A 25,401-nucleotide genomic window follows, 5' to 3' on the forward strand; every position below is an offset into this window, starting at 1 on the left:
AGGGCTGGTCGTGCGGTCCTCCGGAAGCTCTCATGAGAAGGGCACGAGGTGTTCAAGGGTGGGAAGCCGTTGAGGAGGCTCCATGATCAGGAGGCTTGACCGCTTCGGCTCCCGGCGGCATCTCCGTTCCCGGCGTCCAGAAGGAACCAGTCCTCTTCAGGCTGAGGCCGCAGACCAGGGTGTTCATCGTGAGCTGGTCCTCCGGGAGGTCGCGACGACCTCTCCTCCACCGGAGGTCGCGGAGTTGCTTCAGGTCACCGTGGACACCCCGCTTGTCGTACGGCGTCACCTCGTCGTGCTGGACGGTCATCCGGCGGCGACCGCTGACTCCTACATTCCGGCTCACCTGGTCGAGGGAAGCCGGATCGCCCGTCCGGAGAGAATCCCCGGGGGCGTGCACGCCGCTCTCGCCGAAGTTCTCGGAACGCCGCTCACCCACGCGGTGGAGGCGCTCGTGGCCCGGATGCCCGCCTTGGCCGAGACGGAGACACTGGAACTCCCGCCGGGCACACCCGTGGTCGAACTCGTCCGCACGATCCACGCCGACGACCGGCCGGTCGAGGTGACGGTCTGGATGTTCGACGCGAGCCGTCATCGGTTCGTCTACGACGTACCGGTGGACTGACGCCGATCTCCTGTAGAGATCCCAACGGAGGGAAGCTGTGAAGCCCGATACCCGAGACCAGTCCGAGCGGATCGCCGCCGACCTTCGTGCCCAGATCATGGCCGGGCAGATTCCACCCGGTGCGCAGCTTCCGTCCATTCCGGCGCTGGCCGCCAAACGTGGCGTCTCGACGACCGCAGTGCAGACCGCCTGGCGCATCCTCAAGGCGGAGGGCTATCTCGTCAGTGAGACGGGCAAGGGGGTGTTCGTGCGTGATCGTCACCAGTTCACGGTGAACGCCGCCGCGTACTTCGATCCGGCCGAACGAGGAGTCAAATACAAACTGCTCGATGTCGCCGAGGTCACGGCACCCGCCGATGTCGCCGCCGCTCTCGGTGAGGAACGAGCCGTGCTGCGGCGCCGGCTGACACTTCGCCAGGACGAGCCGGTGGAGCTGTCCTGGTCCTACTACCCGGTCAGCCTGGCTGCGGGGACTCCTTTGGCGGGGCGGGGCAAAATCCGGGGAGGCGCGCCGCAGGTTCTGCACGACCTCGGTTACCCGGAGCGTGAGTTCGTGGACCGCCTGTCGGTTCGTCCGCCGACGACCGAGGAGGCGGAGGCCCTCGACATCCCGCAGGGGGTTCCCGTTCTCCGGCAGTTCCGCACGGTGTACTCCGCCGACGAACGACCGGTGGAGGTAAGCGTGATCATCAAGCCGGGACACCTCTACGAGCTGTCCTACCGTCAGTCGGTCTCCATGGACGACCGAAAGTAATTGCCACTCCGGGTCAGGACGAGGACCGGCGGAGTTCTCGGGTGGCGGTTCGGTAGGCGTGGCCTATGTGGGTCAGCAGGCCCAGCAGCAGGGGGATCTGTTCCGGGGTGTAGTGCGCGCCGATCGCGTCCAGGTGGCGTCTCGCGGAGTCGCGGGTGGCCTCGACGTGGCGGCTGTTCAACCCCGGCCCGCAGGCCCTGCTGGCGCTGGTCTATCTGCGCAAGGACGAGACGTTCACCGAGATCAGCGCCGGCTTCGGGGTGTCGGCGACGACGGCCTGGCGGTACGTGGAGGAGACCGTCATGCTGCTGTCAGCCTGCTCACCCAAGCTCACACCGGCGTTGCGGAAGGCGAAGAAGGCCGGGCCGACCCACGTGATCCTGGACGGGACGCTCATCCCCACCGGCCGCGTTCGGGCCGACCGCCCCACTTCTCAGGCAGGCATCGGGTGCACGGGATGAACGTGCAGGTCATCGCAGGTCTGGATGGGGTGATCCTGTGGGTGTCCGGCGCGATGCCGGGCAAGATCCATGACCTGACCGCCGCCAGAGTATGGGGCATTCCGCGCGAACTGGAGAAGGTGGGGATCCTCACCCTGGCCGACAAGGATTACCAAGGGATCGAGGGCACCATCGTCGTTACCCCGTACAAGGGCAAGAACAAGCCGGAGTCGCAGAAGCGGGCCAACTGATCGCACGTCAAGCTCTGTAGGCCCGGCGAGCGCGCGAACACGCAGCTCACGTCATGGAGAATCCTCCGGAAGCTGCGCAGCAGCCCCAGCAAGGCTGGCCACCTCGTCAAGGCCACCGCTGTTCTTCAGGACCATCGCGTCACTCAGGCCGCCCGAGGATGAAATGAGTTCAGTGAGCCTTTTTCATCTCACTTCACAGAGTTGAAGCGTGAGGATCGCTTTGATGAGCTGACCTGCGCGAAGAGGGCAGCAGAGTAGCCTGCGCAGGATGCGCCAGGCCTTCAACTGCGGCATTCGCTCGCTTACCGGGGCCGCGAAGCCTGGCGTAGGCGGAGTTGGCGACCTTCTGCGAGGTGGGTTTGTCCCTGCCCTTGTATGGCACGCGGACGTGTTCACCGGCACCGATGTAGCCCTTGTCGGCGGGGGTGATCAGACCGGTGGTCTTCAGGCGGCGCGGGATGCCCCGGATCCGGGCGGCCGTCAGGTCGTGTGCCGACCCCGGCAGCGAGCCGGAGGTCCACAGCAGGACGCCGTCCGGTGCGGCCAGGACCTGGATGTTCATCCCGTGGCGGCGGTGTTTACCGGAGTAGTAGGGCCGGTCGGCGGCCACCCTGTCGATCGGGGAGGGTGCCGACTAGGACGACGAAGGCGTGTCCGGCACGCTTGGCGGCCCGCAGGGCTTGGTTCAGGGTCGGGGATCGACGGGCGAGCAGGGTGATCGCCTCACGGATGTAGCGCCAGGCGGTGCTCACACCCATGCCGAAACCGGCCGCGATCTCGGCGAGTGTCTCTCCTTTACGCAGGTGAACGAGGACGAGCAGGGCTTGGCGTCCGGGGTCGAGGCGGCGTCAGGACGAACCGATCGTGTGGCGGTGGTGGCGGATGAGGGCGGACAGATAGGACAGCGTCTGATGTGACAACGACAGCGCGGCACGGTAGAACAACGACTTGGAGCCTCTGGTGCATAGGTTGATCTTGGTCGAAAACCCTTCTACCAGGGGCTTCTTCCTTTGTCGATCAGATGTCACACGCCGCACCACGCCCATGACCTGCAATTTCAGGTTGAAAAAGGCTCATTGAGTGCGGCAAGCGAATATATTAAATCACAAACTGAAAATTACGTTCGGCGTTAATTCTGTCGCCGATCTCCACATGGCTCGCGTGATTATACGTCTTCAGGACCACAGGATCCCGCCTGGCCAAGAAGATCAGGTGGGATCCTCGGTCAACATTCAGCAGCTTAACGGCCATATCTCACAAGGCGACGGCGCCAGTCAATTCGGCTCTGTCGACGAATGAGCTATTCAAGATTCTCTGTCGGATGATGCGGACTCAACGTCTGAATCTGACGTGCGAGGTGACTCGACCATAATCGTCGATCTCTACCCTTTCTAGATGATCCAGATCGCCACGTCGGGGCGTCCAGTCGCAGTACGGAAGATAGGACACTCGCCACATCCAGGACTCTCGGGACAGAAAGACATCTCGCTTTCGCATGGAGACCCTGGACGCCATCAATGTTCCGACTGCGCCGTATGGCAGAGTTACGACGAGAAGGGCGAGAGCGATCGATGCTATTTCGCTACGAGTGGGATCCGTCCGGATGATGGTGAGGGCGAGCGCGAACGGAATTGCGGCCACCCCTAGCCACAGCAATGATGCCAGGATTCGGCGATCCCTTAGCGGGCGCGGATGATGTTCACCTGAATGCAGCGGTCTCTTTGGAAGAGTATCCTTCCATCCCGTTGGCAGCGGCTCCCGTTTCATAGCCCACGCTTCCATGCGCTGTATGTAGTGGTCACCGTTACTCGAGTGAACCAGGGGCCGACTTCCGTGATACGAGGCGCGTTGAATTTCGGGATGATAACTGTGATTACCCGCCAGCGCGTGGTGACCGTAGTTACGGTCCTCGTCCGTCTCTCCGGGACTGAGCGTCTCTTCCCCTTCCTCCTAGTGAGATCCCCTATAGGATCCCATACGAGAGCCATCCGGGTCTCCAAATAGACGTTGACCGTCGTCGTCGTAACGGACTCGACCGTCGTTTCGATGGACGAAACAGCGACCCCCGCTATAAGCCCGGCGGTAGTGGCGGCCCACCAATTGGCCACGGGCTTGGTCGCGACCGCGACTATAGCCGCGAAGCCGACCTCGAGAAAGTTGTCCGCGATCGTATCGCGTTCTTTCCTCGACGAGGTGGTGGTATTGGTCCAGATAGGCTTCTCGCTCGTCCCGTCCAGATCAAATTTGTTTATGGGGTCAGCGCTGCAGTAGTCGTAGGCGTTGGCGCTACCGCTCGGGATTGGGTCGGTTTGGAGGAAGCGGCCGGTTTGGGGGTTGTAGAGGCGCGCACCCATGAAAATGAGACCTCCGATGGCGTCGGAGGAGCGCTCGTGGGAGCCGAGCCAGCCGTAGCGGCGGGAACCGTCGCCGGCCTGCGCACGAGGGGTTCCGAACTCCGTTGTTTCGGAATAGGCACGAACCCCGGTGGCATCGGACCTGTTGTCGCTTGTGGCGACGACGTCTCCGTGCAGATTGATCAGTTGGAGGGTAGATGTGCCGTCACTGTTCTGGATCGCACCGAGTCCAGACAGGCCAGGGACGTTTCGAGTCCAGGTGCCGTCTGCCTCACTGATCCAGGTGGGGGAGTCTTCGGTGCCCGAGTAGTGATGGGTGACCGTGCCTGGCCGGGGACCACCAATGGTGGTCATGGTCTTGATCCGTCCACCAGGGTCGAGGGTGAAGGTGCTTTGCACGCTTCCTTGTGTCAGTACGGACGCCTTGTCGTTGACGAAGTACTCGATCTCGAGGTCAGCGCCTCCGCTTACCTGGGCGGATGGCACTCGTGTCGTGCGGCCGAGGTTGTCATAGGTGTAGCCGACATCGGTGATGCGGTCAGCCGCATCGTAATGATGCTGCTGGACGTTCGGAGCGGTCGTGGTGGAACAGGACCCAGAGTTGTCTGCGGGATAACTGGTCGAACTCGTCCGGTTGGTGTTGCGGTCGAAGCCGTAGATCCGGGTGGCACACGTCCCGCCATAAGTGTCTTGGACCTTGGTCAGGCGTCCAGCGCCGTCATAGTCGAAGCGCTGAGCACTACCTGCTGATCCTTGCTGAGCGGCGATGCGTCCGTTTAAATCATAGGCTGCAGTAAAGCTGAGCCACGCCGTGCCGTTCTTGACGTAGGACAGCCCGATCTGCTTGCCGGCGTTGTCGTAGCGGCTGGATGCTTCCAACCCATCCGGGTAGCGCTGGAGAACGAGGCGTCCTGCGATGTCATACGCTCCTGTGAAGACGCCCGCCCCGCCCGTATCGACCTGGGTGATCAGATTTCGGCGCTCTACCCTCCCCTTCGCATCAATTCCACCGTAGGTGAAGGTGGTGACGCCCTTGCCGTCGTTGCTGGTAGCGATCTGCCCGTCGAGGTTGTATTCGGCCGTCGAGGTGACCCCGGTGGCGTCGGTCGTCGAATTCGCTCGACCAAAGGAGTCGTAGCCCATACTGATGGTGTCGCTGCCGATCGACTTGGTGGTCTGCAGACCGGTCGCCGGGTCGTAGGTGTACGTGGCCTCAGCGATGGGGGCGCTTGCGGAAGCCGGTTGTACATCGATCTTCGACTTGATCGACCGTCCTGCGGCATCGTAAGTGAGCGTGGTCGTTCGCGTCACGGCGCCAGAAGTCTGTGTGGTGGTGACTTCGTTTCCGTAGTACCCGTACGTGATGAGCTTGATCGGGAGCGGTGTACCTGGGGGTTGACTCTTGGGTGCCGTTTGGCACGTCAAGCCGGCCCACTGCGGCTTGTTGCCGCACGCTGTAACCGTTGGATGGGCTGCAGCCGTGTAATAGCTCACTGCTGTGGTTCCGGCGTCCGCGCCGTTGGACTCGGCCATGCGGCGTTCGATCTGCCGTCCTGCGGCGTCGTATCGGGTGCGCTGTACGATGTCGCTCTTTTGCGCCGATGAGCTCGTCGTCGGCTTGCGCAATGTCCAGCCGGATGGGTCACCCGACACCAGTGGGTCGTAGCCAGTTGTCACGGTCTGCTTGTCGTTCTCGTCGGCCACTCTGTCTAGCACCAGGGGGGTGGTTGTCGTCGTTGTGACGAGGTGGTAGGCGGTATCGGCCGTTGGCTTCCCTTCGTCGTAGACATTGGTGATGTTGTCGCGCACCGTAGCGAGCTCGCCCGAGGCGAGCGTCGCAAGGCGAGCTGGCCCTATCTCGGTAAGAATGTCGCTGTCCGCAGAGTATGTCGTGATGCGTGCGAGCAGATCGGCACGCTCCGTAGTATCCAGGCGCGCTGCCACATAAGAGCTTGTATCTGCGGTCGGCGTCAATGCCTGCGCCCGATTATCTGCCGATAGGTGCCAGACGGTGTTGCCCTTGTCGTCATAGCGGCTTGAGGTGATCTGCCAAACTCCGGCGCCGTAAGCGGCGCTGTTGACCAGGCGGCCGTTGACGTCGGTGTAGATGAGCTGGCCGTACTCCCAGTCACCCGCTGCGGGCTGGTAGGCGCCAGTGCTGCCTCGGGGAGGCAAGTGAGAGGCGGGGAAGATCGCTGTTCCCGTCGTGGGTAGATCGGTGTTCTGACCCCACTTGGCGGTCTCGGTGACTGTGAGATTGATGGGAGCGCCAGTGCCGCCGATCGGCACGTTATAGGCCACCGCCCAGGTCGGGTCGACGGTGCCGCCCTCACGCTGCACGTGAGCCAAGCGGCCGACGGTGTCGTACTCCAGCCTCCAAGGCGCCAAACCCGGCGGAGTGAGCTGGGAGAGGCGTCCTTCGGCGGTGTAGTAGTAGGTGGTGGCCAGGTTGGTGCGGGGGTCGGTGACCTGTCGCAGGTGACCGGTGGAGTCGTAGAGGTAAGTCGCCAGCGTGGTGGTCTTCATCGCGTTCGTCGCCGGGTCAAAGGCGGTGAAGGAGACCTGCTTGACCTGCCCGGTGTAGTCGCCCCAGCCGGAACCGGTGCCAGTGGCGGTGGTAGAGGAGGCGTAACCCAGCTCCAGCGCCCGGCAGCCGGTCACCAGGGTCGCGCCACAGGTGATCCCGGCCGAGACCGGTGCCAGGACACGGGTCACCCGGCCTTGCACGTCCCGGTAGTAGGTGACCGCGGATTCCGCCGCTGGCGTTTCGGCACGGGTGACGACCCATCTGCCGTTCAGTCTGGTGTAGGTGGTCTTCGAGCCGGTGGCGTCGATGGCGATCAGCTCCTCAGCGCCCACGGTGACCTGTGAGCCGTCGGAGGCGTCGTTCACCCCGGTGAAGGTTTGACCGTTGCGGACGTAGGTCAGTGTTTCACCGCTGGGACCGACGAACTGCAGCGAGTCAGTCCCGATAGTCGGGGAGAAGTTCGTGAGTTCGGATGGAACCGAGGGGAAACCTGCTCGCCAGCCGGGACCGAAGACCTTGTTCTCGGCGAGTTGTTCGTCGTCACGGTTGGCGGTCGGGTCCAGAGTGGTCAGTGTGCGATCGATTTCGATGCCGAACAGGCCGGCATCGGAGGTGGTGAGGGAGAAGTCACCGGTCTGCAGCGCCACGTTTCCGGGGCCGATCGGCGCGGTGGCGTAGGAGCCGCCGAAGGCCGAGTGGTCCAGGGCCACCCGGATCGGCGGGGCGCAGTCGTAGCCGGGAGCGGAGCTCTTGTTGAAGCAGGCCCGAACCTCAACCAAGCGGTCAGTGCCGCCCGCGTCGTGCAGGGTCTTGGCCAGGTTCCAGGTCAGGTCGGCGAAGTTCTTGGAGGTGTCGGTACGGCTCTGCGGCCACGAAGAGATCGGGGTCGACGAGCCCGGCGTGCTCACATCGGCTGTGGGGATGACGGTGTAGTCGACGAATAGGAAACGGGTGCGGTACTCGTAGCGGACCTTGTCGTAGTCCGGAGCGGCCGCGGCTGAGAGAGTGACCGCTTGTCCGGTGCGGCTGTTGTCCGCCGGGGTGGCTATTCCTCCGTTGCCGACTCCGAAACTGTGCGTGGTGACCTGGGAGAGGTTGTGGGCCTTGTCACGGACCTTGATGTAGACGGTGTGCCAGCCGTCTACCGGAGTGATGGGGAAGTCGTTGACCAGCTTGCCCTGGGACCAGCCCCAGCCGGTGGCGATCCGGTTCGGAGCGGACGGGTCGTCCAGTCCCCACCACAGTTCAGTGTTGATGTCGTCCGCGTTGAATTCGTCGACGGTGACCGCGTCCGTTCCCAGCCAGCACTTGGCGTCCTGCATTCGAGCGTTCCACTGGCCTGCGGGGTAGTTGCAGTCGAAGTAGGAGATGGTGGGCGCGGTCACGTCAACGTTCAGTGGCTGCCATTGCGACCAGGCCGACGAGGAGGAGGCGTCGGAGACGCGGGCGCGCCAGCGGACCGTCCAGCCGTCGGCCAGCTTGCCCGCCGGAATCGTGATCTTCGCCTCGGCGTTGGCGGTCACGTTGTCGACCTCGCCCGACCAGATGAGGCCGCTCCCCTGAGCGGGAACTGATGGGTCGTGCTCGACCTGGAACTCGGCTTTCAGCACGCCACCGTCGACGTCATTGACCTCGGCGGCCAGCGCGGGGGTGAGAGTGGTGACGTAGAACTTGTTGTTGGCCGCGGTCATCGGTATCGCGCGTAGCCTGCCGGTCCACGGGGTGGCACCGTAGGTGATCACCAGCTTGGGAGGATTGGCGGTGTAGTAGTCGTCGAAGTACCAGCCGAAGGTGTTGGCGCGGTTCGGTTCGTCGCTCGGTGCCAGGACGAGCCCGTAGCCCGCGGCGCCGCCGGCCCACGCCTGAGCGATCGCCGTAACGGGGATCGACCAAGGGGTCCTCTGCGCGTAGGAGGTTGGTCCGCAGACCGTCGGCGGTGCTGAGAGGACCTCACCAGCGTTGGTGGAGGAAGGCTGGTCAGCCCACATGACACTGGGGCCGTTCCACGGGTCCGGATTCCAGCTGCTGGTGATACGCCGGACCCGAAGGCTCTGGCCGACCGGGCATCTGACCAGGTCGCCGATTAGATCCAGACGCGCGTCCACCACCTGCTGGCCGGACAGGCTGGAGGTGTCGAAGTGAATCAGGGCGCGGTTGACGTTGGTGCCTCCTGACGTGCACGGCGTGATGTCGCTGATGCCAGGCGTCAGCTCCACGGACATGCCGCCGCCCCCGCTGGTCGTGCAGGGGGAGTTGACGGTGTAGCCGTTCGGTGAAGTGAGGGTCGTTGTGGGGTCCACCGTCACCGGATACTTCGTGGCCGGGTCGGCCAGGAACTTCGGATCGGGTTTGAGCACCAGCGTCTGTTGACCGTTTTCGTCCTTGACAACCTTCGTGTCGATAGCGGCTTTCGTCGCTGCCGCGTTTCTCGGTTGAGCCGCCTTGTCGGTAGAGGAGTCGTACATGAAGGGTTCGGGGGCGGAGGCGACGACTTTGCCCTTGGGAGTCGTCAGTTTCAGGCCGCCCTTTTTGGTCATGCCGAACCGCAGTCCCTCGGTCCGCACCGGAAGCTTGAACTCCACCGGCCCGTTGGGACGTTCCCGTAGTACCACGTCATGACGGAAGCCGGTGGGCAGAGCTGTGACGACGAGGTCTGCGCCGACACCGGCAGCGTTGATGTAGGTGGCGACGTTGCCCTTGACCACGGGCTTCGGCAACGGGGCGGACCATGTCAACGCGAACGACCGTTTGTCGCCCTGCGACATCCGTGCCAACGGCCGGTCCTGGCCTCCGGCGGAGAACTCGACGCCGGCCTTGGCCGCTCTGGGTCGGAGGGCACCGTTGTCCTCGATCAGCGTAGTGTCCACCGCGACCCACCGTTCGCCCTGCCTAACGCGGGCGATACCGCTGACCGTCTCGGTGGTGAAGGTGGAGTCGGGGTTGGCGTAGGTGAGCTTCGACTCTGTTGTCTCGTCGGTGACGAGGACCCGGCTGCCCTGCAACCGGGCGGTCAGCGCGGCCGACACCCGGTCCGGGCGCTCGGCCACGGTTTTCACCTGAGGTGTTTTGGGCTGCGGAGTAGGGACGGCTTGAGCCGACTGCGTCGGTGTCACCACCAGGACGATGGTGAGACCTGCGGCCAGGAATCGTTCGAGTGACGGACGTCGGCGTAACGACGCGGTGGAGCGGACCATCAGGGGGGAGCCCACTCACCCTCCATTCAGACGGAAAAGGACAAAGCCGTCAGACCGTACGTCGAAGATCAACGATCATGTAAGTATCGATAAGGGATCAAAATGATCACTTCGGTGCGCATGATCATTGAAGGGGGGCGTGCATGTGCACGTCATGTGGGTCCCGTGGACGTCCCATCGCGTTGGCTCAGCTCAACGCCTAGATCGCTCTCGCCCCAGTGAAGACCTCGTGTCTACTCCCGGGAACCGCCTCACTTGGAGCTGATCCGAAAATCGGACGGTCGCTGGGTGGGCGGCAGCGATCCTCCGCCATTCACTGCGGGGGCTTCCGATGATGGGTGTGGTTCAGGTGGCGGGTTCGAGGGTGGCCGTGCGGCGGGGGCCGATCCTCCTGGGCCGCGCTTTCAGGACGAGGACCGGCGGAGTTCTCGGGTGGCGGTTCGGTAGGCGTGGCCTATGTGGGTCAGCAGGCCCAGTAGTAGTGGTATCTGTTCCGGGGTGTAGTGCGCTCCGATCGCGTCCAGGTGGCGTCTCGCGGAGTCGCGGGTGGCCTCGTAGTCGCCCAAGCCGTCTTCGAGCAGTTCCACGGTGACCGTACGGCGGTCGCGTTCGCCGCGCACCCGCCGTACGTAACCCGCCTTCTCCAGGCGGTCGATCAGCCGGGTCGTCGAGGCCGACGGCAGGCCGAGTTCCTCGGCGATGGCTCCGACGGAGAGGGGGCCGCGCATCTCCAGCAGGATGACGGCGGCGACGTCGGCCGGTTGCAGGCCGAGCCGGTTGGCCACCGCCTCGTTGTGCTGCACGACCGCGATCAGGAACTCGCGGTAGATGTCCTCTTCCGGATGTTTGTGGGCCACTCAGCCAACCTACTCCAGCTTGGTATATCTTCATATCGGAGATACTCCGATTTGGAGGAAATATGGACATCCTTGTCGTTGGTGCCGGCGTGGGCGGTCTGGCCGTGGCGCGTCACCTGCTGGCCGCCGGTCATCGGGTGCGGGTTTTCGAGCGGGCCGCCGCCAGGCGGACGGGCGGGGCGGGATTGACCATGTTCAGCAACGGCGTCGCCGTACTGAACGATCTCGGTGTCAGCCTGGACGGTGTCGGAGGGCGCATCGACAGGATCGACGCGCTCACCTCCGGCGGCCGGTTGCGCACCACCATGGACCTGGTCCATACCGCCGCCCGTTTCGGGTTCGAGAACAAGTCGGTCTCCCGGAACATCCTGCTGGACCGTCTCGCCGAAGGGCTGCCCGAGGGACTTGTCCGCTACGGGACGGGCTTCCAGAGCGTGACGCAGGACGACGAGAAGGTCACCGTGACCTTCGACGACGGCACGACCGCCACCGGAGACCTGCTCATCGGGGCCGACGGCCATCACTCGGCGGTACGGCGGCAGCTCTGGGGCGAGGAGGTCGTCCGTACGGCGACCTTCGGCACCTGGCAGGCGCTCAGCCCGATCGACATCGACCTCACCCAGACCAACCTCCACCTGATGATCACCGGGAAGGAGGGGGCGTGCGGGCTGATTCCCGGGGGCGACGGGCTGCTGCAGTGGTGGTTCGACGTGCGCTGGTCGCCCTCCGACCCTCGGCCCGCAGAACCGCTGGCCGAGCTGAGGCGTCGCTTCGGGCACTGGGCCTCACCCGTCCCCGAGGTGCTGGCCGCCGCGCGGGAGGAGGACCTCGGGTTCTTCGGCCACCACTGGAACAGGGTCCGGACCGTCTGGGGGCAGGGCCGCGTCACCCTGATCGGCGACGCCGCCCACACCATGCCGCCGACCCTGGGTCAGGGCGCCAACCAGACCCTTGAGGACGTGTGGGTGCTCGGCCGCGAACTCGCCAAGGGTGGAGACCTTCCGGTACGGCTGCGCGCCTACGAGCGGGCCCGCTACCCGAAGGTCTCGCTGGTCTCCCGGCTTGCCAGGCGCAGTCCCGCGAACTGGCGCATCCCGCCGACGGTCGGCCGCCTGTTCCCCGAGACCTCCCAGACCACCATGCTCACCCGCTTCAGCAACCGCCTGACGGCCCTGGCGGGATGACCTACCCGCTTCCCGGGTGTCAGCGGGGAACGAACATCACCGCCGAGATGGGCTCGTCGAAGTCCCGCCGCTCCCCGGGGGCGACGGGGATGGGTGCTCCCGTGCAGTTGCGGTTGACGTACATGTTCGCGACCTCGTCGGTGCCGTTGGACACGAGCAGGACGGTTTGCCCGAACGCGGACAGGCCGATGCACCTGAGGCTCTGTGGATTGACCAGAAGGTTGGGCCGCCCGGCCTGAAGCCGGTAGACGAAGCGACCCGTCGCGGCGTAGGCCGGAAGCGCCGCGCCAGCGAGCATCGCGACGGCGCATGCGGTGGAGACGGCGGCTTTGGTGATCTGTCGCCTCATACGAGGCACCTCCCGTGAACCTGGGGCCACTGTTTCTTCGTTTGATAACTCTCCGTAGTCGTCAATGGTCACCCGTGTCCCGTGAGTGACGGTCCGGTGTGCCCCGAAGGGCTCTTATGTCTTCCGTGGAGCTCGCTACCGGGAATCCGTGGGTCCGGTCTTGGGCGAGCGTGACGGCGCCGATGATCTCACGTCCGGTCACACGTGGAATTTCCGGGCGGACGCTCGGCTCGCATGGAGCGAAGCGTATTCCCTGGCCTGTTCGTTGTCGTTGTTTCACCTCGGCCGACGAGCTGAGCGATGAAGAATATGAATTCCCCTCTACGCAAGGCTGCGACAGAAAAAGAAGCATTTTCCTGAGAATGACGGAACCCCCGGTGGCCGGGGGTTCCGTTTGGGGTCCTGTGTCGGGCGGCTCACGCCGTACGCGCGCCGGTGGATCCGTACCGGGTCCGGTCCGGCCGGGCACGATCCGGGGTCAGCAGAGCTTGATGTACCAGACCGGGTCCCAGTTCGTGATGAACTTGGCTCCGGGCTCGAAGTACCTGATGGGGTTGTGCTGCTGGTCGCGGAGCTCGACACGGACGTTCTGGTTGTTGAAATAGGGCGTCGTGCCACCCCACCTCGTCAGTGCGTACTCCGCGCAGGTGTAGAACCGGAACAGAACGTACCTGTCGCCGTTGCCGGCGTTGTACCTGATCCAGGTGCAGAGCCTTTCCGGCCCGCAACTGTTGACCCAGTCGGTGGCCTGCTGCTGGCTCCAGTCGGACTTCGTGTCCCAGACCTCCGGGGCGGGGCTGACCACAGGCCAGGGGATTATGTCCTTCGCCGCGGTCGGTACGCCCTTCACGCTCGCGACATCCGCCCCGGCTGGACTGACAAGGCCCGCGAGGGCCGCGACGACAAGGGCCAGCGCTGCCAGGACGCGTTTGATAGCTGACACGTGCACTCCATCCTTGGGCGATTATCTCATCACCGATCAAATCAGAAGCAGGAGAGCGATATAGGCCGGGAAAATGCCATTTTTCGCTGGTTTACTGCCAACATTGGATCGATGAAAGGAAGGCCCTTTTCCGTGACGGCCCCCTCACGTGTCGCCATCAGGGGTCAGGCCAGGTCCCACAGCAGGCGGTAGTACGCGATGCGCTCCTCGTCAGGGGTGACGCCGTAGGCCTCGTACACCAGGTGGTCGTAGCCGGGGCCGTGGTTCCACTCGGTGCTCCAGGCCGCGACCGCGAGGTCGGCCCACCGGTCGGCCACCCCGAGCGAGCCGAGGTCGACGTGCGCGGCGAACGTGCCGTCGTCGTGCACCAGGGTGTTGGGGGCGCAGGCGTCCCCGTGGCAGACGACCAGCCGGTCGATCGGCGGAGGGTCGCCGATGATCGCCCGGGCTTCGGCGAGGCCGAGATGGCGGTGTTCGGGGGACCAGTCCTGCGGCCCCTCACCGTCGGCGACGCGCTCGTCGGCGCGGGCGAGCCGCCGCTCGACGCTCCAGTCGAACGGGCACTCCGCGACGGGCAGGGCGTCGTGGAGGACGCGCAGTCCCCGGCCGATCGCGGCCGCCGCGGCCGCGGAGGCCTCCGGGCCGTCACGCCAGCGGTCGTCCACCGCGGAACGGCCGACCAGCCCGGCCGTGACCAGCCAGGAGCCGTCGGCGTCGTCGCCGTGTTCGAGGACCTGAGGGACGTTCACCCAGTGTCGCGCCCAGGTCAGGCGTTCCGCCTCGGCGGCCAGGTCGATCTCCGGGGTGCCGACGGCGATCCACTTGGCGTATCTGACGCCGCCACGCCCGTCGTCGAGCCGGAACGTCAGGCCGCCGAGCTCGTTGCGCCACACCGGGGTGATGTCGTCGTCACCGGCGAGTGTCGCGATGACGTCGGGTACGGGCACCGGGCCGGTCGGGATCTCGTCGATGTCGATAAGGCTCATGGGCCGTGATGCTTCCAGGCACGCCGTACCGGGAACAAAGGGTTTTCAGCCACGGTCACATGTCGGCCCGGGTCGTGAGCCCGCGGTCCGTGAGCACCAGGGCCAGCCCGGCCACCGAGGCGGCGACCATGATCAGGGCGAGGACGTGCAGGCGGTCGTCGTTCACCTGGGTGTGGAAGGCGAGGGAGATCAGCGCGGTCGAGGCGATCGAACCGAGGAATCCGGAGGTGCGCAGCAGCCCCGAGGCGGTGCCGAGCTGGGCGGCCGGAGCCTGGGCGTACAGGGTGGTCTGGTTGGCGCTTGAGGTCGCGGCCAGGGTGACCCCGACGGCGAGCGTGATGCCGACGACCCAGAGGATCGGGGTGTCCCTGGACAGCGAGAGGACCCCTATCGAGGCGGCCAGGCAGCAGAACGCCGAGACGAGGAGCGGGGCGCGGACGAGGTTGCGCCGCGAGATGGGCTGCACGATCAGGACGGGAAGCGCGCTCATGGGCAGCAGGAGCAGGCCCGCCTCCTTTGAGGAGACGCCGCGTTCGGCCTGCAACCACTGGGTGAGGCCGTACAGGACGGTGTAGACGCACAGCGACGCCACGGCCCAGCGCAGGTAGGTGCGGGTGAGCGCCGGATTGGCGCGCAGCAGGCGCATGTCGATGAAGGGACGGCTCGCCCGCAGTTCCCACCACACGAGCCCGGCACCGAGCAGTACGGCCAGGCAGAGGGAGGTCCAGTTGGGACGCGGCAGCTCCATCAGGAAGACCAGCAGGGCGGCCATCGCCCCGCCGAACCCGGCGATGCCCGCCACGTCGACGCGGGCCGCGAGCTGCCGGGGCGTCACCGGCCCCTCGACCGGCGGGTCGGCGGGAATCCACAGCAGGGCCATGACCAGGGCCGCGAGCGCCACGGGCAGGTTGACCAGGAACGTGGTCCGCCAGCCCCAGGCGTCGACCAGGACGCCGCCGATGGGAAGACCGAGGGCCGCGGTGGCGGAACCGGCGAGCATCAGGCCGCCGAGCACGCCACCGGGCGGCGCGGTCAGGCCCGCCGCCTCCGCGCGGCGCCGGACGAGCAGCATCGCCGAGGGGTAGACGGCCGAGCTGCCCACACCGATCAGGACCCTGGCCACGACCAGGGCGGTCAGGCTCCGCCCCGTCCCGCCGACGACGCCGCCCGCCAGGACGATCAGCAGGCCGATCAGGAAGACACGGCGGGCCCCGAACTCCTCGGCGAGCTTCCCGCCGGTCGGCTGGGCGATGGCGCCCGCCAGATAGAGCGCGGAGACCAGCACCGCGGTTCGCCCGACCGGGACGCGCACGGCGGCGGCGACCGGGACCAGCGCGGTCGCGATGAGGGAGGTGTTGACCGCGTTGATCGTCGATCCGGTGAACAACGGCGCCACGAACCGCCAGGAGAAGGCGGAGTCCCGTGTCACAGGCGCTCGACCGGGGGCGGTGCGGTCATCAGGGTCTCCGGTTGGGCGAGGACGAACCCGCCGCCGGTGCGCGCCCGTTCCGGGTGGGCCGCCTCCGGGAACCGCCTGCGGACAGCGCGACGTAGCCGCCCAGGAACGCCAGGCCGGTCAGCGTCTGCGCCACCAGGAAGGGCAGCGGGTCGGCGGGCCGTACGGCCAGGGCCAGCAGGGCGGGCGCGCAACCGGGCAGGGCGAGGTCGACGCCGGTCAGCCCCCACAGCAGCGGCCCCGTGGGAATCGCGCCGCCCGGAGTGTCGATGACCGGCATGGAGTGGTCGATCGGGCGCCTCCTGGCCATCCGCAGCGCCGCGACCGCCAGGACGGGGCCGCAGGCCGGACCGAGCAGCGGCCACCACGTGCCCGTGCCGAGGGCACCCGAGACGCTCAGCCCGGCCAGGGCCGCCCCCAGCCAGCAGGCGCCGAACAGGGCGGGCGGCAGAGCCCGTACGGCCGGCGCGGTACGGGGACCGACGGCGAGCGCCCGCAGCAGGGCGGGATTGTCACCGTCACGGCGGGCACCGGAGGTGACGGAGACCGCCGCGGCGAGCGTGCCCATGGCCGTCAGCGCGACGGCCACCTGGGACAACCCGGCGGTCACGGCCAGGGCGGGCAGCGCGGCGGCACCGGCCAGCACCGCGAGCCGTACCGGACGGCGTCCGGCGCGGCGGGCCTCCTGCCAGGCCAGCGCCCAGGCGCCCGGCACCGGCCAGCGGCGCGAGCGCAGCGCCCGGCCCCGCCAGTGGTTGTCCTCGACCGACCAGGTCAGCGCGCCCGGATCCAGGGTCACGGTCGCCTGGGCCACCCTTCCCGACCGGGCGGAGGCGGCCAGGATCGCGCGGGCGGGGACACGGTCGAGCGCCGTCCAGGCCCGCCGTACCAGGAACGCGGCCACCGCCGCCGTACAGCAGGCGACCGCGCCGACCACCCCGGCGGGGAGAGCGGCCGCCACCCGGCCGGGCCCCGAACCCGACACGGCCATCAGTACGGCCGCCGCCACGGTGAGGGCGATCAGGGCCTGCAACCAGGCGTCCCAGGTGGGGAAGGCCTGACCGAGGACCCCCATCGCCATGCCGCCGAGCCCGGCGCCGAGGCCGATCACCAGCGCGGCCGCCAGCCGCAGGGGGAGCAGGTCGGGGGCGCCGAGCACGGCGACCAGCGTCGTGCCCAGCACCAGCCCGCCCAGGATCGAGATCACGAGCAACGTCCGCGCCGTCCCGCCCAGGACGGTACGGCGCGGCAGCGGGGAGAGCAGGCGCCAGGAGGCGTCGGCGGCGCCGAGCACCACCGGCCCGGCCGCCCTGACGACGGCCAGGTAGCCCGCGTAGGCCACGGTGACCAGCGCCAGCCCGGCTCCCACCTGCCGGGGATCGGCCGGGTGGACGAGGTTCTCCAGCACGGAGGCGATCGGCCTGCCGAGGACCGCGAGCGCCATGGCGACGCCGAACAACGTCGTGTACCGGTCCTGCCAGCGTCTCATCGCGCCGCCTCCAACCTGACCAGGCGGGCGCCGCAGGCCTCGGCGAGGGCGAGGTCGTGGGTGGCCATGACGACGGCGCCGCCCCGCGTGGCGTACTCACGCAGGAGGTCCGCCAGGCGGTCGCGGAAGGCGGCGTCAAGGCCGCGTTCCGGCTCGTCGAGCAGCAGCAGGCGGCTTGGCCTGACCAGTGTCGCGGCCAGTGAGACCCGCTGGCGCTGCCCGGTCGACAGGGTCAGCGGGTGCAGGTCGGCGCGGCCCTCAAGGTCGAACGCGGTGAGGGCCGTCCCGGTGTCCATCCGCCCGCCACCGTGTACGGTCGCCACCAGCTCCAGGTGCTCCCGGACGCTCAGCCCCGGATACCAGGCGGGCTCGTCGCCGGCCAGCGCCACCTCGCGCCAGAATCCCGCGGTGTCCGCCGGAGGTTCGCCCAGCACCAGGACCCGGCCGTCCGCCGGGATCTCCAGTCCGGCCAGGCAGCGCAGCAGCGTCGACTTGCCCGCGCCGTTCTCCCCGATGACGGCCACGATCTCCCCGGGGCCCGCCGTCAGGCCGACTCCGCGCAGCACCGCCTGCCCGCCCAGGTCCACCCGCACGTCACACGCGGTCAGGGTCGCCTCCACGGTCACGAGCCCGGGGCGGTTTCGGTCACGCCGGAAGGGCCGGCCCAGGCCCACGGTCCTGAGGTCGTGCCGGGCGTGACGCCGCCGGGCGGGCAGGAGAGGGCGCGGGTGGTCGGACGGCTCCCGGGGAGCTCGAACCGCTGGTTTCGCGGGTCGACGCTCCGGTTGTGGGCGCCGACGATCCCAGCCGGGTGCGGCTGGCGTTGGAGGGGGTTCGTCAAGATCGGTGATTCCGGCACGCCCACAGACTAGGGCGTGTCCTCCCGCCATGAGCGGGGCCCGGCGGCGCGTGCGGTTGCGGTGGGCGGCGGAGCGAACGTAACCTTCCGGCAACGCGTTGACGGAGACGAGTAGTCCCCGGGCACGGACAGGTCGGAGAGAGCCGCCGGAAGCTGCGAAGGCGGACCTGTCCCCGGGGGTGAAGACCCTCCCGAGTGCGGGGAGAAACGGCGTGCGCGCCCAATGCCCCGCCGGCCGGCCCCCGTGATCGGGCCGTCGAGGCCGTCGTGACGGCGGCGAAAGTGCGGTGGCACCGCGAGTTCCCTTCTCGCCCGCACTCCCAAGGGATCACCACTCACTGAGTTGAGGTTTGTGATGATCTCCACATCCACTCGTACCCTGGCCGCCGAGCTTCCACGGCGAATCGGCGACCGGGTCACCGTCCAGGGCTGGCTGCACCGGGGACGGACCCTGAAATCGGTGGTCTTCCTCATCCTGCGGGACCGGTCAGGCCTGGCCCAGGCCGTCTTCACCGGCCCCGAGGCCATGGCCGAGGCCGACGGCCACCCCGAGGAGACGGTCCTGAGCGTCACCGGGACCGTGACCGCCAACCCACAGGCTCCCGGAGGGGTCGAGCTGACCTCCCCGGAGGTCGTCGCCCTGTCGGGGCCCGCCGAGGCCCCGCCGTTCGACCTCTACCGGCCCGGGGTGCCCGCGACACTGCCGACCATCCTCGACCACGCCCCGGTCACGCTGCGCCACCCGGCGCTGCGCGCGCCGCACGTCATCTCGGCCGCCTCGGTCGCGGGCTTCAGGGCGGCGCTCGACGGTCTCGGCTTCACCGAGATCCACACGCCGAAGGTGGTGGCCTCGGCGACCGAGTCGGGCGCCAACGTCTTCGCGATCGACTGGTTCGGCACCCCCGCCTACCTGGCGCAGTCTCCGCAGTTCTTCAAGCAGGCCATGGTCGGGGTCTTCGAACGGGTCTACGAGACCGGCCCGGTCTTCCGGGCCGAGCCGCACGACACCGCGCGGCACCTGGCCCAGTACACCTCGCTGGACGCGGAGCTCGGGTTCGTCACCGACCACCGGGACGTGATGGCGGTGCTGCGCGAGGTGCTGGCGGGCATGACGGAGGCCGTCGCGCGTCAGGCGGGCGAGGAGTGCGCGCTGCTGGACGTCGCGCTGCCCAAGGTGCCCGAGCGCATCCCGGAGATCCACTTCGCCGAGGCGCAGGAGCTCATCGCCGCCCACACCGCCGAGGACCCCAGGGGGGAGCCGGACCTCGCCCCGGCCCACGAGCGCTGGCTGTCGGAGTGGGCGCTGAACGAGCACGGCAGCGAGTTCCTGTTCGTCTCCGGCTACCCGATGGTCAAGCGGCCGTTCTACACCCATCCCCAGCCGGGCAGGCCGGAGTACTCCAACAGCTTCGACCTGCTCTTCCGGGGCCTCGAACTGGTCACCGGAGGCCAGCGCCTGCACCGGTACGAGGACTATCTCGCCGTCCTGGCCGCCAAGGGCGAGTCCGCCGAGCCGTACGAGGGGTATCTGTCGGCCTTCCGGCACGGCATGCCGCCGCACGGCGGGTTCGCCCTGGGGCTCGAACGGTGGACCGCCAGGCTGACCGGCGCCGACAACGTCCGCCGCGCGACGCTGTTCCCCCGTGACCTGCACCGCCTGAACCCCTGACGTCTCCCTCCCGTACGGCCCGCCCCGGTTCCCGCTGGGGCCGGGCCGTACGGCGTGGCCGCCTGGTCAGGAGGCCCGCTCGGCGCTCTCCTCCACACCGCCGAGCAGGTGCTCCCTGCCCCAGGCGCCCAGCGGGCCCAGCGCCGCGTTGAGCGAGGCGCCCAGCGGGGTCAGGGAGTACTCGACCCTGGGCGGCACCTCGGCGTACACCTCACGGTGCACGATGCCGTCCCCCTCAAGCTCGCGCAGGTGGGAGGCGAGCACCTTCTCGGTCACCCCCGGCACCAGCCTGCGCAGCTCGCCGAAGCGGCACGGCCGTTCGTCGAGCGCCCAGAGGATCAGGACCTTCCACTTGCCGCCGATCACGTCCATCGCCGCGTCGATCCCGCAGACGTACGCCCCCGGCCTGGGTACGGTCGCCATCTCCAGCCCTCCTGCCTGCTCACTCACCCCGGGGTAAGCACCCACTTCGAAGTGCGTACTTGATCGTTCCGGGGACCGGGATCCAGCCTAGTAGGCATGAACGACAACACTTCCGGACTCACTCTGCTCGGCCTCGGCGCCATGGGCACCGCGCTGGCCCAGGCCTGGCTGACCGCCGGTCACCGGCTGACCGTCTGGAACCGTACCCCGGGCAGGGCCGAGGCGCTCGCCGGGCGGGGCGCGCGGATCGCGGGGAGCGCGGCGGAGGCGGTGGCCGCCAACCGCCTCGTGGTGACCTGCCTGCTCGACGACGCCTCGGTCGGGGAGGCCCTGGACGGCGCCGACCTGACGGGCAAGGACCTGGTCAACCTCACCACCGGCACCCCCGGGCAGGGACGCGCCCGCGCCGCCTGGGCCGCCGAACGCGGCGCCCGTTTCCTGGACGGCGGCGTCATGGCGGTCCCCCCGATGATCGGCGCCCCGGAGTCGGGGGCCTTCATCTTCTACAGCGGCTCCCGCGACCTCCTCGACGAGCACCGGGACACGCTGGCCGTACCGGCGCGGCCCGTTCACGTCGGGGAGGACGCCGGGTACGCCGCGCTGCAGGACGTGGCGCTGCTGAGCGCGATGACCGGGATGTTCGCCGGGGTCACGCACGCCTTCGCCCTGCTGCGCCGGGAGAAGGACATCTCGCCGAAGGAGTTCGCCCCCACGCTGGTGGCCTGGCTCACCGCCATGACCTCCTACACCTACGGCATCGCCGACCATCTGGAGAGCGGCGACTACACCAGGAACGTGACCTCCAACCTCGCCATGATGGTCGAGGGCAACGCGACGATGCTGCGGACGGCCGAGGAGCAGGGGATCAGCGCCGAACTGATCACCCCGTTCACGACCTTGATGGAACGCCGCCTGGCCGACGGCCACGGCGACGAGGGCACCGCGGGGGTGGTCGATCTGCTCCTCCGCTGACCCTGGGCGGTTTGTGGGGTTTTGGTGCGGGTAACCCGGCGGAACGGAGGGGTTCCCGCGCGAAGGAGCGGACATGTCAGCGACGAAGAGAATCCTGGTCGTCGTCACCAACGTCGGCGAGTACGAGAAGGCGGGCATGCGGACGGGCCTGTGGCTGGGGGAGCTGACGCACTTCTGGGACCACGCCGAGCGGGCCGGGTTCTCCCTGGACATCGCGAGCCCGTCCGGCGGCATGATCCCGATCGACCCGGAGAGCCTGGCCCACGACGTGCTGGCGGAACTGGGCACGGAACGGCGCTATCGGGACAGGAGGTTCATGAACCTCCTCGACGACACCAGGAAGGTGGCCGACGTCGACGTCGAGGACTACGACGCGATCTATCTCACCGGCGGGCACGGGGTCATGTTCGACTTCCCGCGCAGTGACGACCTGGAGTCGCTGGTCGCCAGGTTCCACGAGAGCGGACGCGTGGTCTCGGCCGTCTGCCACGGCCCCTGCGGGCTGCTGAACGTCACGCTCTCGAACGGGGAGCCGCTGGTCAGGGACAGGGACGTCACCGGCTTCTCCTGGCCGGAGGAGGAGGCGGCCGGCCGCGACGACGCCGTCCCCTACAGCCTCCAGGAGGAGCTGAAGAGGCTCGGAGCCCACTACAGCGTCGCCGGCAGGCCGTTCGAGGCCCACGTCGTCGAGGACGACCGGCTGATCACCGGTCAGAACCCCGGCAGCGCCAGAGGGGTCGCCGAGGCCGTCGTCAGACGGCTCCAGCCCGCCTGAGCACGCCGTACGGGGCTCACACGGGTGCGTTCACCGGGGCAGCAGCCGGTCGAAGAAGCGGTCGAGCGGCGCCACGTGCCGCTCCGGGTCCCGCCACCGGGCGGCCACGCTGTCGGGCAGGTGCAGCTCGCCGGTCAGCACGCCGTTCCTGAAGACCCGTACCGCCGGATGGATGGCCCCGCCTCCGGCGCCGCGGGTCACCCCCTCGGGCAGCGGGAGCCGCTCGGCCCCCAGCGCGACGGCCTCCAGGTCGTCGGGGCCGGGCTCCCTGCTCTGCCACAGGCCGACGGTCACCAGATCTCCGAAGCGCTCGACGGCGTAGTCCTCGGGAAGCTCCTCGTAGCACTCGATGCCGTGCTCGGTGATCACCAGGGCGTCGACCAGGTAGCCCGCCTGCGCCCACAGGGCCGAACTGCGGTTGACCCGGTCGAGGACCGTCCCGGTCAGCGCGGGCCGGGGGACGGGGGTGCGCGGCAGCCGTACCCCGTCGTAGCGCTCGGCGAGCAGGCGGCTGAGCGTGCGCAGGTTGTAGCGGAAACCGTAGATGAACGCCGAGGAACCCCGCCTGGCGTCCCGGGCCTGCATCATGGTGCCCGCCGCGTAGAGCCCGGGGAGACCGGCAGACTCCCAGTCGGAGGTGAGCGCGGGCAGCCTCCCGCCGGGGAGGGTCCGCAGCTCGTCGGCGAACACCTCGGTGTCCATCCGGAAGCCGGTGCAGCGCAGCACCGCGTCGTACTCCAGCCTCTCCGGGCCACCGCCCGCGTGGTTGTGGACGACGTCGGCGGTGTAGACCGTGCCGTCGAAGGAGATCCGCTCGACCGAGCAGTCGAGCAGCGCGTGCAGCGAGCTGAAGTGGTGGCTGTCGAGCAGCGTGCCGTGACAGCCGCGCACGTCCCCCGGGTGCCGGGAGTTCCAGGCGAGCCTGACCGGTCTCGGGCTGGCCAGATGGATCGCCGAGGCGTGGTCGCGCAGCGCGTGCGCCGTCTCGAAGGCCGCGTTGCCCTTGCCCAGGATCAGCACCCGTTTGCCGAGGAACGACTCGGGATCGACCGTCATGTCCTCATACCCCTCGGCGTGCTCGATGCCGGGGATGTCGGGAACGTACGGCCCGCCCCATCCGCAGGCCCAGATCAGGCACTCGGCCTGGAACTGGCCGCCACCCTCCGTTTCGAGCCGGAACCCCTCCTCCTTGCAGGTCACCCGGCTGATCCCGGTGCCGAAGGCGACCCGCAGGTCGTGGGTGGTGTGGAAGTCGGCGAGATAGCGCCGCAGATCGTCGGGGGAGGGGAAGTAGTCGTCGCTGTAGGCGGGGAACAGCAGGGACGGATCGTCGCTCAACAGCGAGTTCCAGTCCCAGCGCAGCCTGAGCTCCGGATCGTCGGACCAGTCCCGGGCCCTGTTGATCGAGATCAGCCGCCGGTGCCGGGGAAAGCGGGCGAAGAAGTCACCCGCGGACCGCTCCCGCTCGACGATCACGTAGTCGGCGCCCCGTTCCTGCAGGAAGTAGCCGATCTGCAACCCCGCGGGCCCGGCGCCGACCACGACGTAACGATGTTCCTGGATCACGGGGCCGGCCTTTCTGGAGGTTGTACGGGCCCATGTGGGATACCCACCTCCGGCGAGGAGTCATCCCCGTGTGTCTCGTCCCGGCGTGTCCTGTCCCGGCGCGTACGTCCCGGCGTGTACGGCCCGGCGTGTACGGCTCAGGCGAGCAGGGCGACCAGCGCCTCGCCCTTCGCGGTCGCCCTGACGCGTACGTGGCGGCCGTGTCGCTCGCGGTCCAGCAGTCCCGCGGCCTCAAGCTGGGCGCAGTGGTAGGTCGCCGCGGCGGGGGTCGAGCGCAGCAGGGAGGCGACCTCGCTCATGGTGAGCGAGGCCCCGGCGGCCCGCAGGATGGCGGCACGGGCCTGCCCCAGGGTGAGGGCCAGGGAGTCGGGCGGGGCGTCCTTCTGGTCGCCGTCGTCCCACAGCACCCCCAGCGCGGGCAGCGGGTAGCCGATCCACACCATCCCGGGATCGTCGAAGGCGAAGATGCTCGCGCCGTTGCCCGACACGATCGGCACCAGGGCGAGCCGGCGTCCGGCCAGGTCGAACCGCTTGGCCTGCTGGTCGGGAAGGCCGAGCGTGGTGCCGGAGAAGTGGAAGCGCGGGCTGAGGTTGCCCATGACCGTCTCAAGGCGGTCGGTGACCGTGGCGGCCCCGATCCGCTCCCGCTCCCGCTTGAGCAGGCTGTCCGCCCGGCGCCAGACCGGCCTGAACTCCTGCCACAGCACGCGCATGAGGTGTGAGTAGGCGTGGATCCACGCGCCGGGGCGTTCGACGACGGGCCGCCACTGGGCGGGGACGGCAGGCTGGAACTCCGTTTCGAGTTCGGCGAGCAGGGTGTCGGGGGAGAGGTCGGCCAGCCGCTCCAGATGGGTGTCGGCGTCGGGCTCCGACATCGAGACCGCCGGGCTGACGCAGTCGGGGATGACCGAGAAGGACGGGGCGAACAGTGGGCGCAGCACCTCGGCCGCGTTGCGCGGGGCGGCGGACATGACCGCCTTCTGCCAGTGCCGTGGGACGCCGTGTGGACGGCCCCCCAGGGTCCCGGCCGTCAGCGACAGCAGCGTGGCCCCGGGATGGAGCACGACCGAAACCTTGACCTCGTCCAGGCGCCCGAGGCGGAGTTCGGAAAACCCCTGCATAGGGTGCTCCCCTTTCGGTGCTTCCGCGGTGGATGTCCCGTCCCGCTGAAGCCATATTTTTGTCCCGATCCCGGGAGTGCGCACCTTTTAAGGATCATTTTAATGATTGTGGTTGATTTTGCCGTTCGCGATGCTTGTTCTGCGCGGCTCGAACGGGGGTTCCTCCCGTCCGGTCCGTGCGCGGGGCAGGAGGGGATCATGCGTTTCACGGGGGTTCGTACGGTTTCCTGAGCTCCGGGGGTGCTCGCCGGGGGATGACGGTGAGCGCCGTCCGGTGCCGGAGGTGACCGTCCCGCTCGACGTACCGGTACAGCCATGCCGGTACGGCCGCGCAGGTCGCGGCGAGTGGCGGGACGGACGGGCGGGGCGCCGGTCGCCGAGGCCCGGCGAGCGCGTGGCTCCATCGCGCGCCCGAACACGGCACCGGCGCCGCAGGGGGCGGCGGACGGCTCGCCCATGAGGGATGCGGCGGGCCCAACACCGCCGTCCGCGGCCGTGTCAGCCGCCTGACGGCGTGAGCCCGAAGGGAGCCGTCAGCAGGACACGGCCGAGCGGTACGACCCCGCGGGGGCGTGGGGGCCGTACCGCCTGAACGGCGTCGCTCAAC

The 25,401-nt window shown here is 68.2% G+C and carries 20 protein-coding genes and 1 pseudogene; 8 read left to right on the top strand and 13 right to left on the bottom strand.

Annotation, left to right across the window (positions count from 1 at the left end; all coding sequences use genetic code 11):
* The first annotated feature begins 82 nt into the window (after positions 1–82).
* Both ACFOYY_RS15530 and ACFOYY_RS15535 read left to right on the top strand, forming a co-directional pair.
* Positions 83–625 (top strand): GntR family transcriptional regulator, encoded by a 543-nt coding sequence (locus tag ACFOYY_RS15530; RefSeq protein ID WP_386190131.1) that lies wholly within the window; start codon positions 83–85, stop codon positions 623–625.
* Between the two features lie 37 nt (positions 626–662).
* Positions 663–1,379: a GntR family transcriptional regulator gene (locus tag ACFOYY_RS15535; RefSeq protein ID WP_352008519.1), complete on the top strand. Its 717-nt coding sequence runs from the start codon at positions 663–665 to the stop codon at positions 1,377–1,379.
* A 13-nt stretch (positions 1,380–1,392) separates the two neighbouring features.
* Here ACFOYY_RS15535 and ACFOYY_RS15540 read toward each other — a convergent pair whose 3' ends face one another.
* Positions 1,393–1,560, bottom strand: coding sequence for a hypothetical protein (locus ACFOYY_RS15540; RefSeq protein ID WP_386190132.1), 168 nt, complete (start codon positions 1,558–1,560; stop codon positions 1,393–1,395).
* Between ACFOYY_RS15540 and ACFOYY_RS15545 the strand changes: the two genes are divergently transcribed.
* Positions 1,535–1,840: a transposase family protein gene (locus tag ACFOYY_RS15545; protein WP_386190133.1), complete on the top strand. Its 306-nt coding sequence runs from the start codon at positions 1,535–1,537 to the stop codon at positions 1,838–1,840. The genes ACFOYY_RS15540 and ACFOYY_RS15545 overlap by 26 nt on opposite strands.
* Positions 1,837–2,070, top strand: a complete 234-nt coding sequence (locus tag ACFOYY_RS15550) for a transposase family protein (protein WP_386190134.1) — start codon at positions 1,837–1,839, stop codon at positions 2,068–2,070. Before ACFOYY_RS15545 ends, ACFOYY_RS15550 begins: the two co-directional genes overlap by 4 nt.
* A gap of 183 nt (positions 2,071–2,253) precedes the next feature.
* Here ACFOYY_RS15550 and ACFOYY_RS15555 read toward each other — a convergent pair.
* From ACFOYY_RS15555 to ACFOYY_RS15565, 3 genes and pseudogenes are all read right to left on the bottom strand, one after another.
* Positions 2,254–3,014 (bottom strand): annotated as a pseudogene (locus tag ACFOYY_RS15555) (transposase family protein).
* Positions 3,015–3,833: 819 nt separating this feature from the next.
* Positions 3,834–10,160, bottom strand: coding sequence for a DNRLRE domain-containing protein (locus ACFOYY_RS15560; RefSeq protein WP_386190135.1), 6,327 nt, complete (start codon positions 10,158–10,160; stop codon positions 3,834–3,836).
* 389 nt (positions 10,161–10,549) lie between these two features.
* Positions 10,550–11,002, bottom strand: a complete 453-nt coding sequence (locus ACFOYY_RS15565; RefSeq protein WP_386190136.1) for a MarR family winged helix-turn-helix transcriptional regulator — start codon at positions 11,000–11,002, stop codon at positions 10,550–10,552.
* Between the two features lie 62 nt (positions 11,003–11,064).
* Between ACFOYY_RS15565 and ACFOYY_RS15570 the strand changes: the two genes are divergently transcribed.
* Complete coding sequence (locus ACFOYY_RS15570; protein WP_386190137.1) at positions 11,065–12,186, top strand: FAD-dependent oxidoreductase; 1,122 nt, start codon at positions 11,065–11,067, stop codon at positions 12,184–12,186.
* Between the two features lie 19 nt (positions 12,187–12,205).
* Here ACFOYY_RS15570 and ACFOYY_RS15575 read toward each other — a convergent pair whose 3' ends face one another.
* The 6 genes from ACFOYY_RS15575 to ccmA all read right to left on the bottom strand — a co-directional run bounded on the left by ACFOYY_RS15575 (position 12,206) and on the right by ccmA (position 18,029).
* On the bottom strand, positions 12,206–12,535 hold the full coding sequence (locus ACFOYY_RS15575; RefSeq protein ID WP_352008522.1) for a hypothetical protein: 330 nt from the start codon (positions 12,533–12,535) through the stop codon (positions 12,206–12,208).
* Positions 12,536–13,013: 478 nt separating this feature from the next.
* Positions 13,014–13,478: a hypothetical protein gene (locus ACFOYY_RS15580; RefSeq protein WP_386190138.1), complete on the bottom strand. Its 465-nt coding sequence runs from the start codon at positions 13,476–13,478 to the stop codon at positions 13,014–13,016.
* Positions 13,479–13,642: 164 nt separating this feature from the next.
* Complete coding sequence (locus tag ACFOYY_RS15585) at positions 13,643–14,464, bottom strand: aminoglycoside 3'-phosphotransferase (RefSeq protein ID WP_386190139.1); 822 nt, start codon at positions 14,462–14,464, stop codon at positions 13,643–13,645.
* A 55-nt stretch (positions 14,465–14,519) separates the two neighbouring features.
* Positions 14,520–15,893 carry an MFS transporter gene (locus tag ACFOYY_RS15590; RefSeq protein WP_386190140.1) on the bottom strand — a complete coding sequence of 458 codons (1,374 nt, stop codon included), beginning with the start codon at positions 15,891–15,893 and terminating at the stop codon, positions 14,520–14,522.
* Positions 15,894–15,921: 28 nt separating this feature from the next.
* Entirely contained in the window at positions 15,922–17,409 is a 1,488-nt protein-coding gene (locus ACFOYY_RS15595; protein ID WP_386190141.1) for a DUF6297 family protein, read from the bottom strand.
* Positions 17,406–18,029: a heme ABC exporter ATP-binding protein CcmA gene (gene ccmA, locus ACFOYY_RS15600; protein ID WP_386190142.1), complete on the bottom strand. Its 624-nt coding sequence runs from the start codon at positions 18,027–18,029 to the stop codon at positions 17,406–17,408. The genes ACFOYY_RS15595 and ccmA overlap by 4 nt, the downstream gene beginning before the upstream one ends.
* 594 nt (positions 18,030–18,623) lie before the next feature.
* On the opposite strand from ccmA, the gene aspS reads away from it, so the two are divergent.
* Positions 18,624–19,937: an aspartate--tRNA(Asn) ligase gene (gene aspS / locus ACFOYY_RS15605; protein WP_352008528.1), complete on the top strand. Its 1,314-nt coding sequence runs from the start codon at positions 18,624–18,626 to the stop codon at positions 19,935–19,937.
* A 66-nt stretch (positions 19,938–20,003) separates the two neighbouring features.
* On the opposite strand, the gene ACFOYY_RS15610 is transcribed toward aspS, so the two are convergent.
* Entirely contained in the window at positions 20,004–20,360 is a 357-nt protein-coding gene (locus tag ACFOYY_RS15610) for a winged helix-turn-helix transcriptional regulator (protein ID WP_386190143.1), read from the bottom strand.
* Between the two features lie 96 nt (positions 20,361–20,456).
* Between ACFOYY_RS15610 and ACFOYY_RS15615 the strand changes: the two genes are divergently transcribed.
* Together ACFOYY_RS15615 and ACFOYY_RS15620 are read left to right on the top strand one after the other, a co-directional pair.
* A complete protein-coding gene (locus ACFOYY_RS15615; RefSeq protein WP_386190144.1) occupies positions 20,457–21,332 on the top strand; it encodes an NAD(P)-dependent oxidoreductase in 876 nt (291 codons plus the stop codon).
* 73 nt (positions 21,333–21,405) lie between these two features.
* Positions 21,406–22,107, top strand: a complete 702-nt coding sequence (locus tag ACFOYY_RS15620) for a type 1 glutamine amidotransferase domain-containing protein (RefSeq protein ID WP_386190145.1) — start codon at positions 21,406–21,408, stop codon at positions 22,105–22,107.
* Between the two features lie 30 nt (positions 22,108–22,137).
* On the opposite strand, the gene ACFOYY_RS15625 is transcribed toward ACFOYY_RS15620, so the two are convergent.
* Positions 22,138–23,673, bottom strand: a complete 1,536-nt coding sequence (locus ACFOYY_RS15625; protein WP_386190146.1) for an NAD(P)-binding domain-containing protein — start codon at positions 23,671–23,673, stop codon at positions 22,138–22,140.
* A 137-nt stretch (positions 23,674–23,810) separates the two neighbouring features.
* Positions 23,811–24,794 carry a hypothetical protein gene (locus tag ACFOYY_RS15630; RefSeq protein WP_352008533.1) on the bottom strand — a complete coding sequence of 328 codons (984 nt, stop codon included), beginning with the start codon at positions 24,792–24,794 and terminating at the stop codon, positions 23,811–23,813.
* Positions 24,795–25,401 lie beyond the last annotated feature (607 nt).

It is taken from the genome of Streptosporangium jomthongense (assembly GCF_042650425.1).
Classification (GTDB): Bacteria; Actinomycetota; Actinomycetes; order Streptosporangiales; family Streptosporangiaceae; genus Streptosporangium.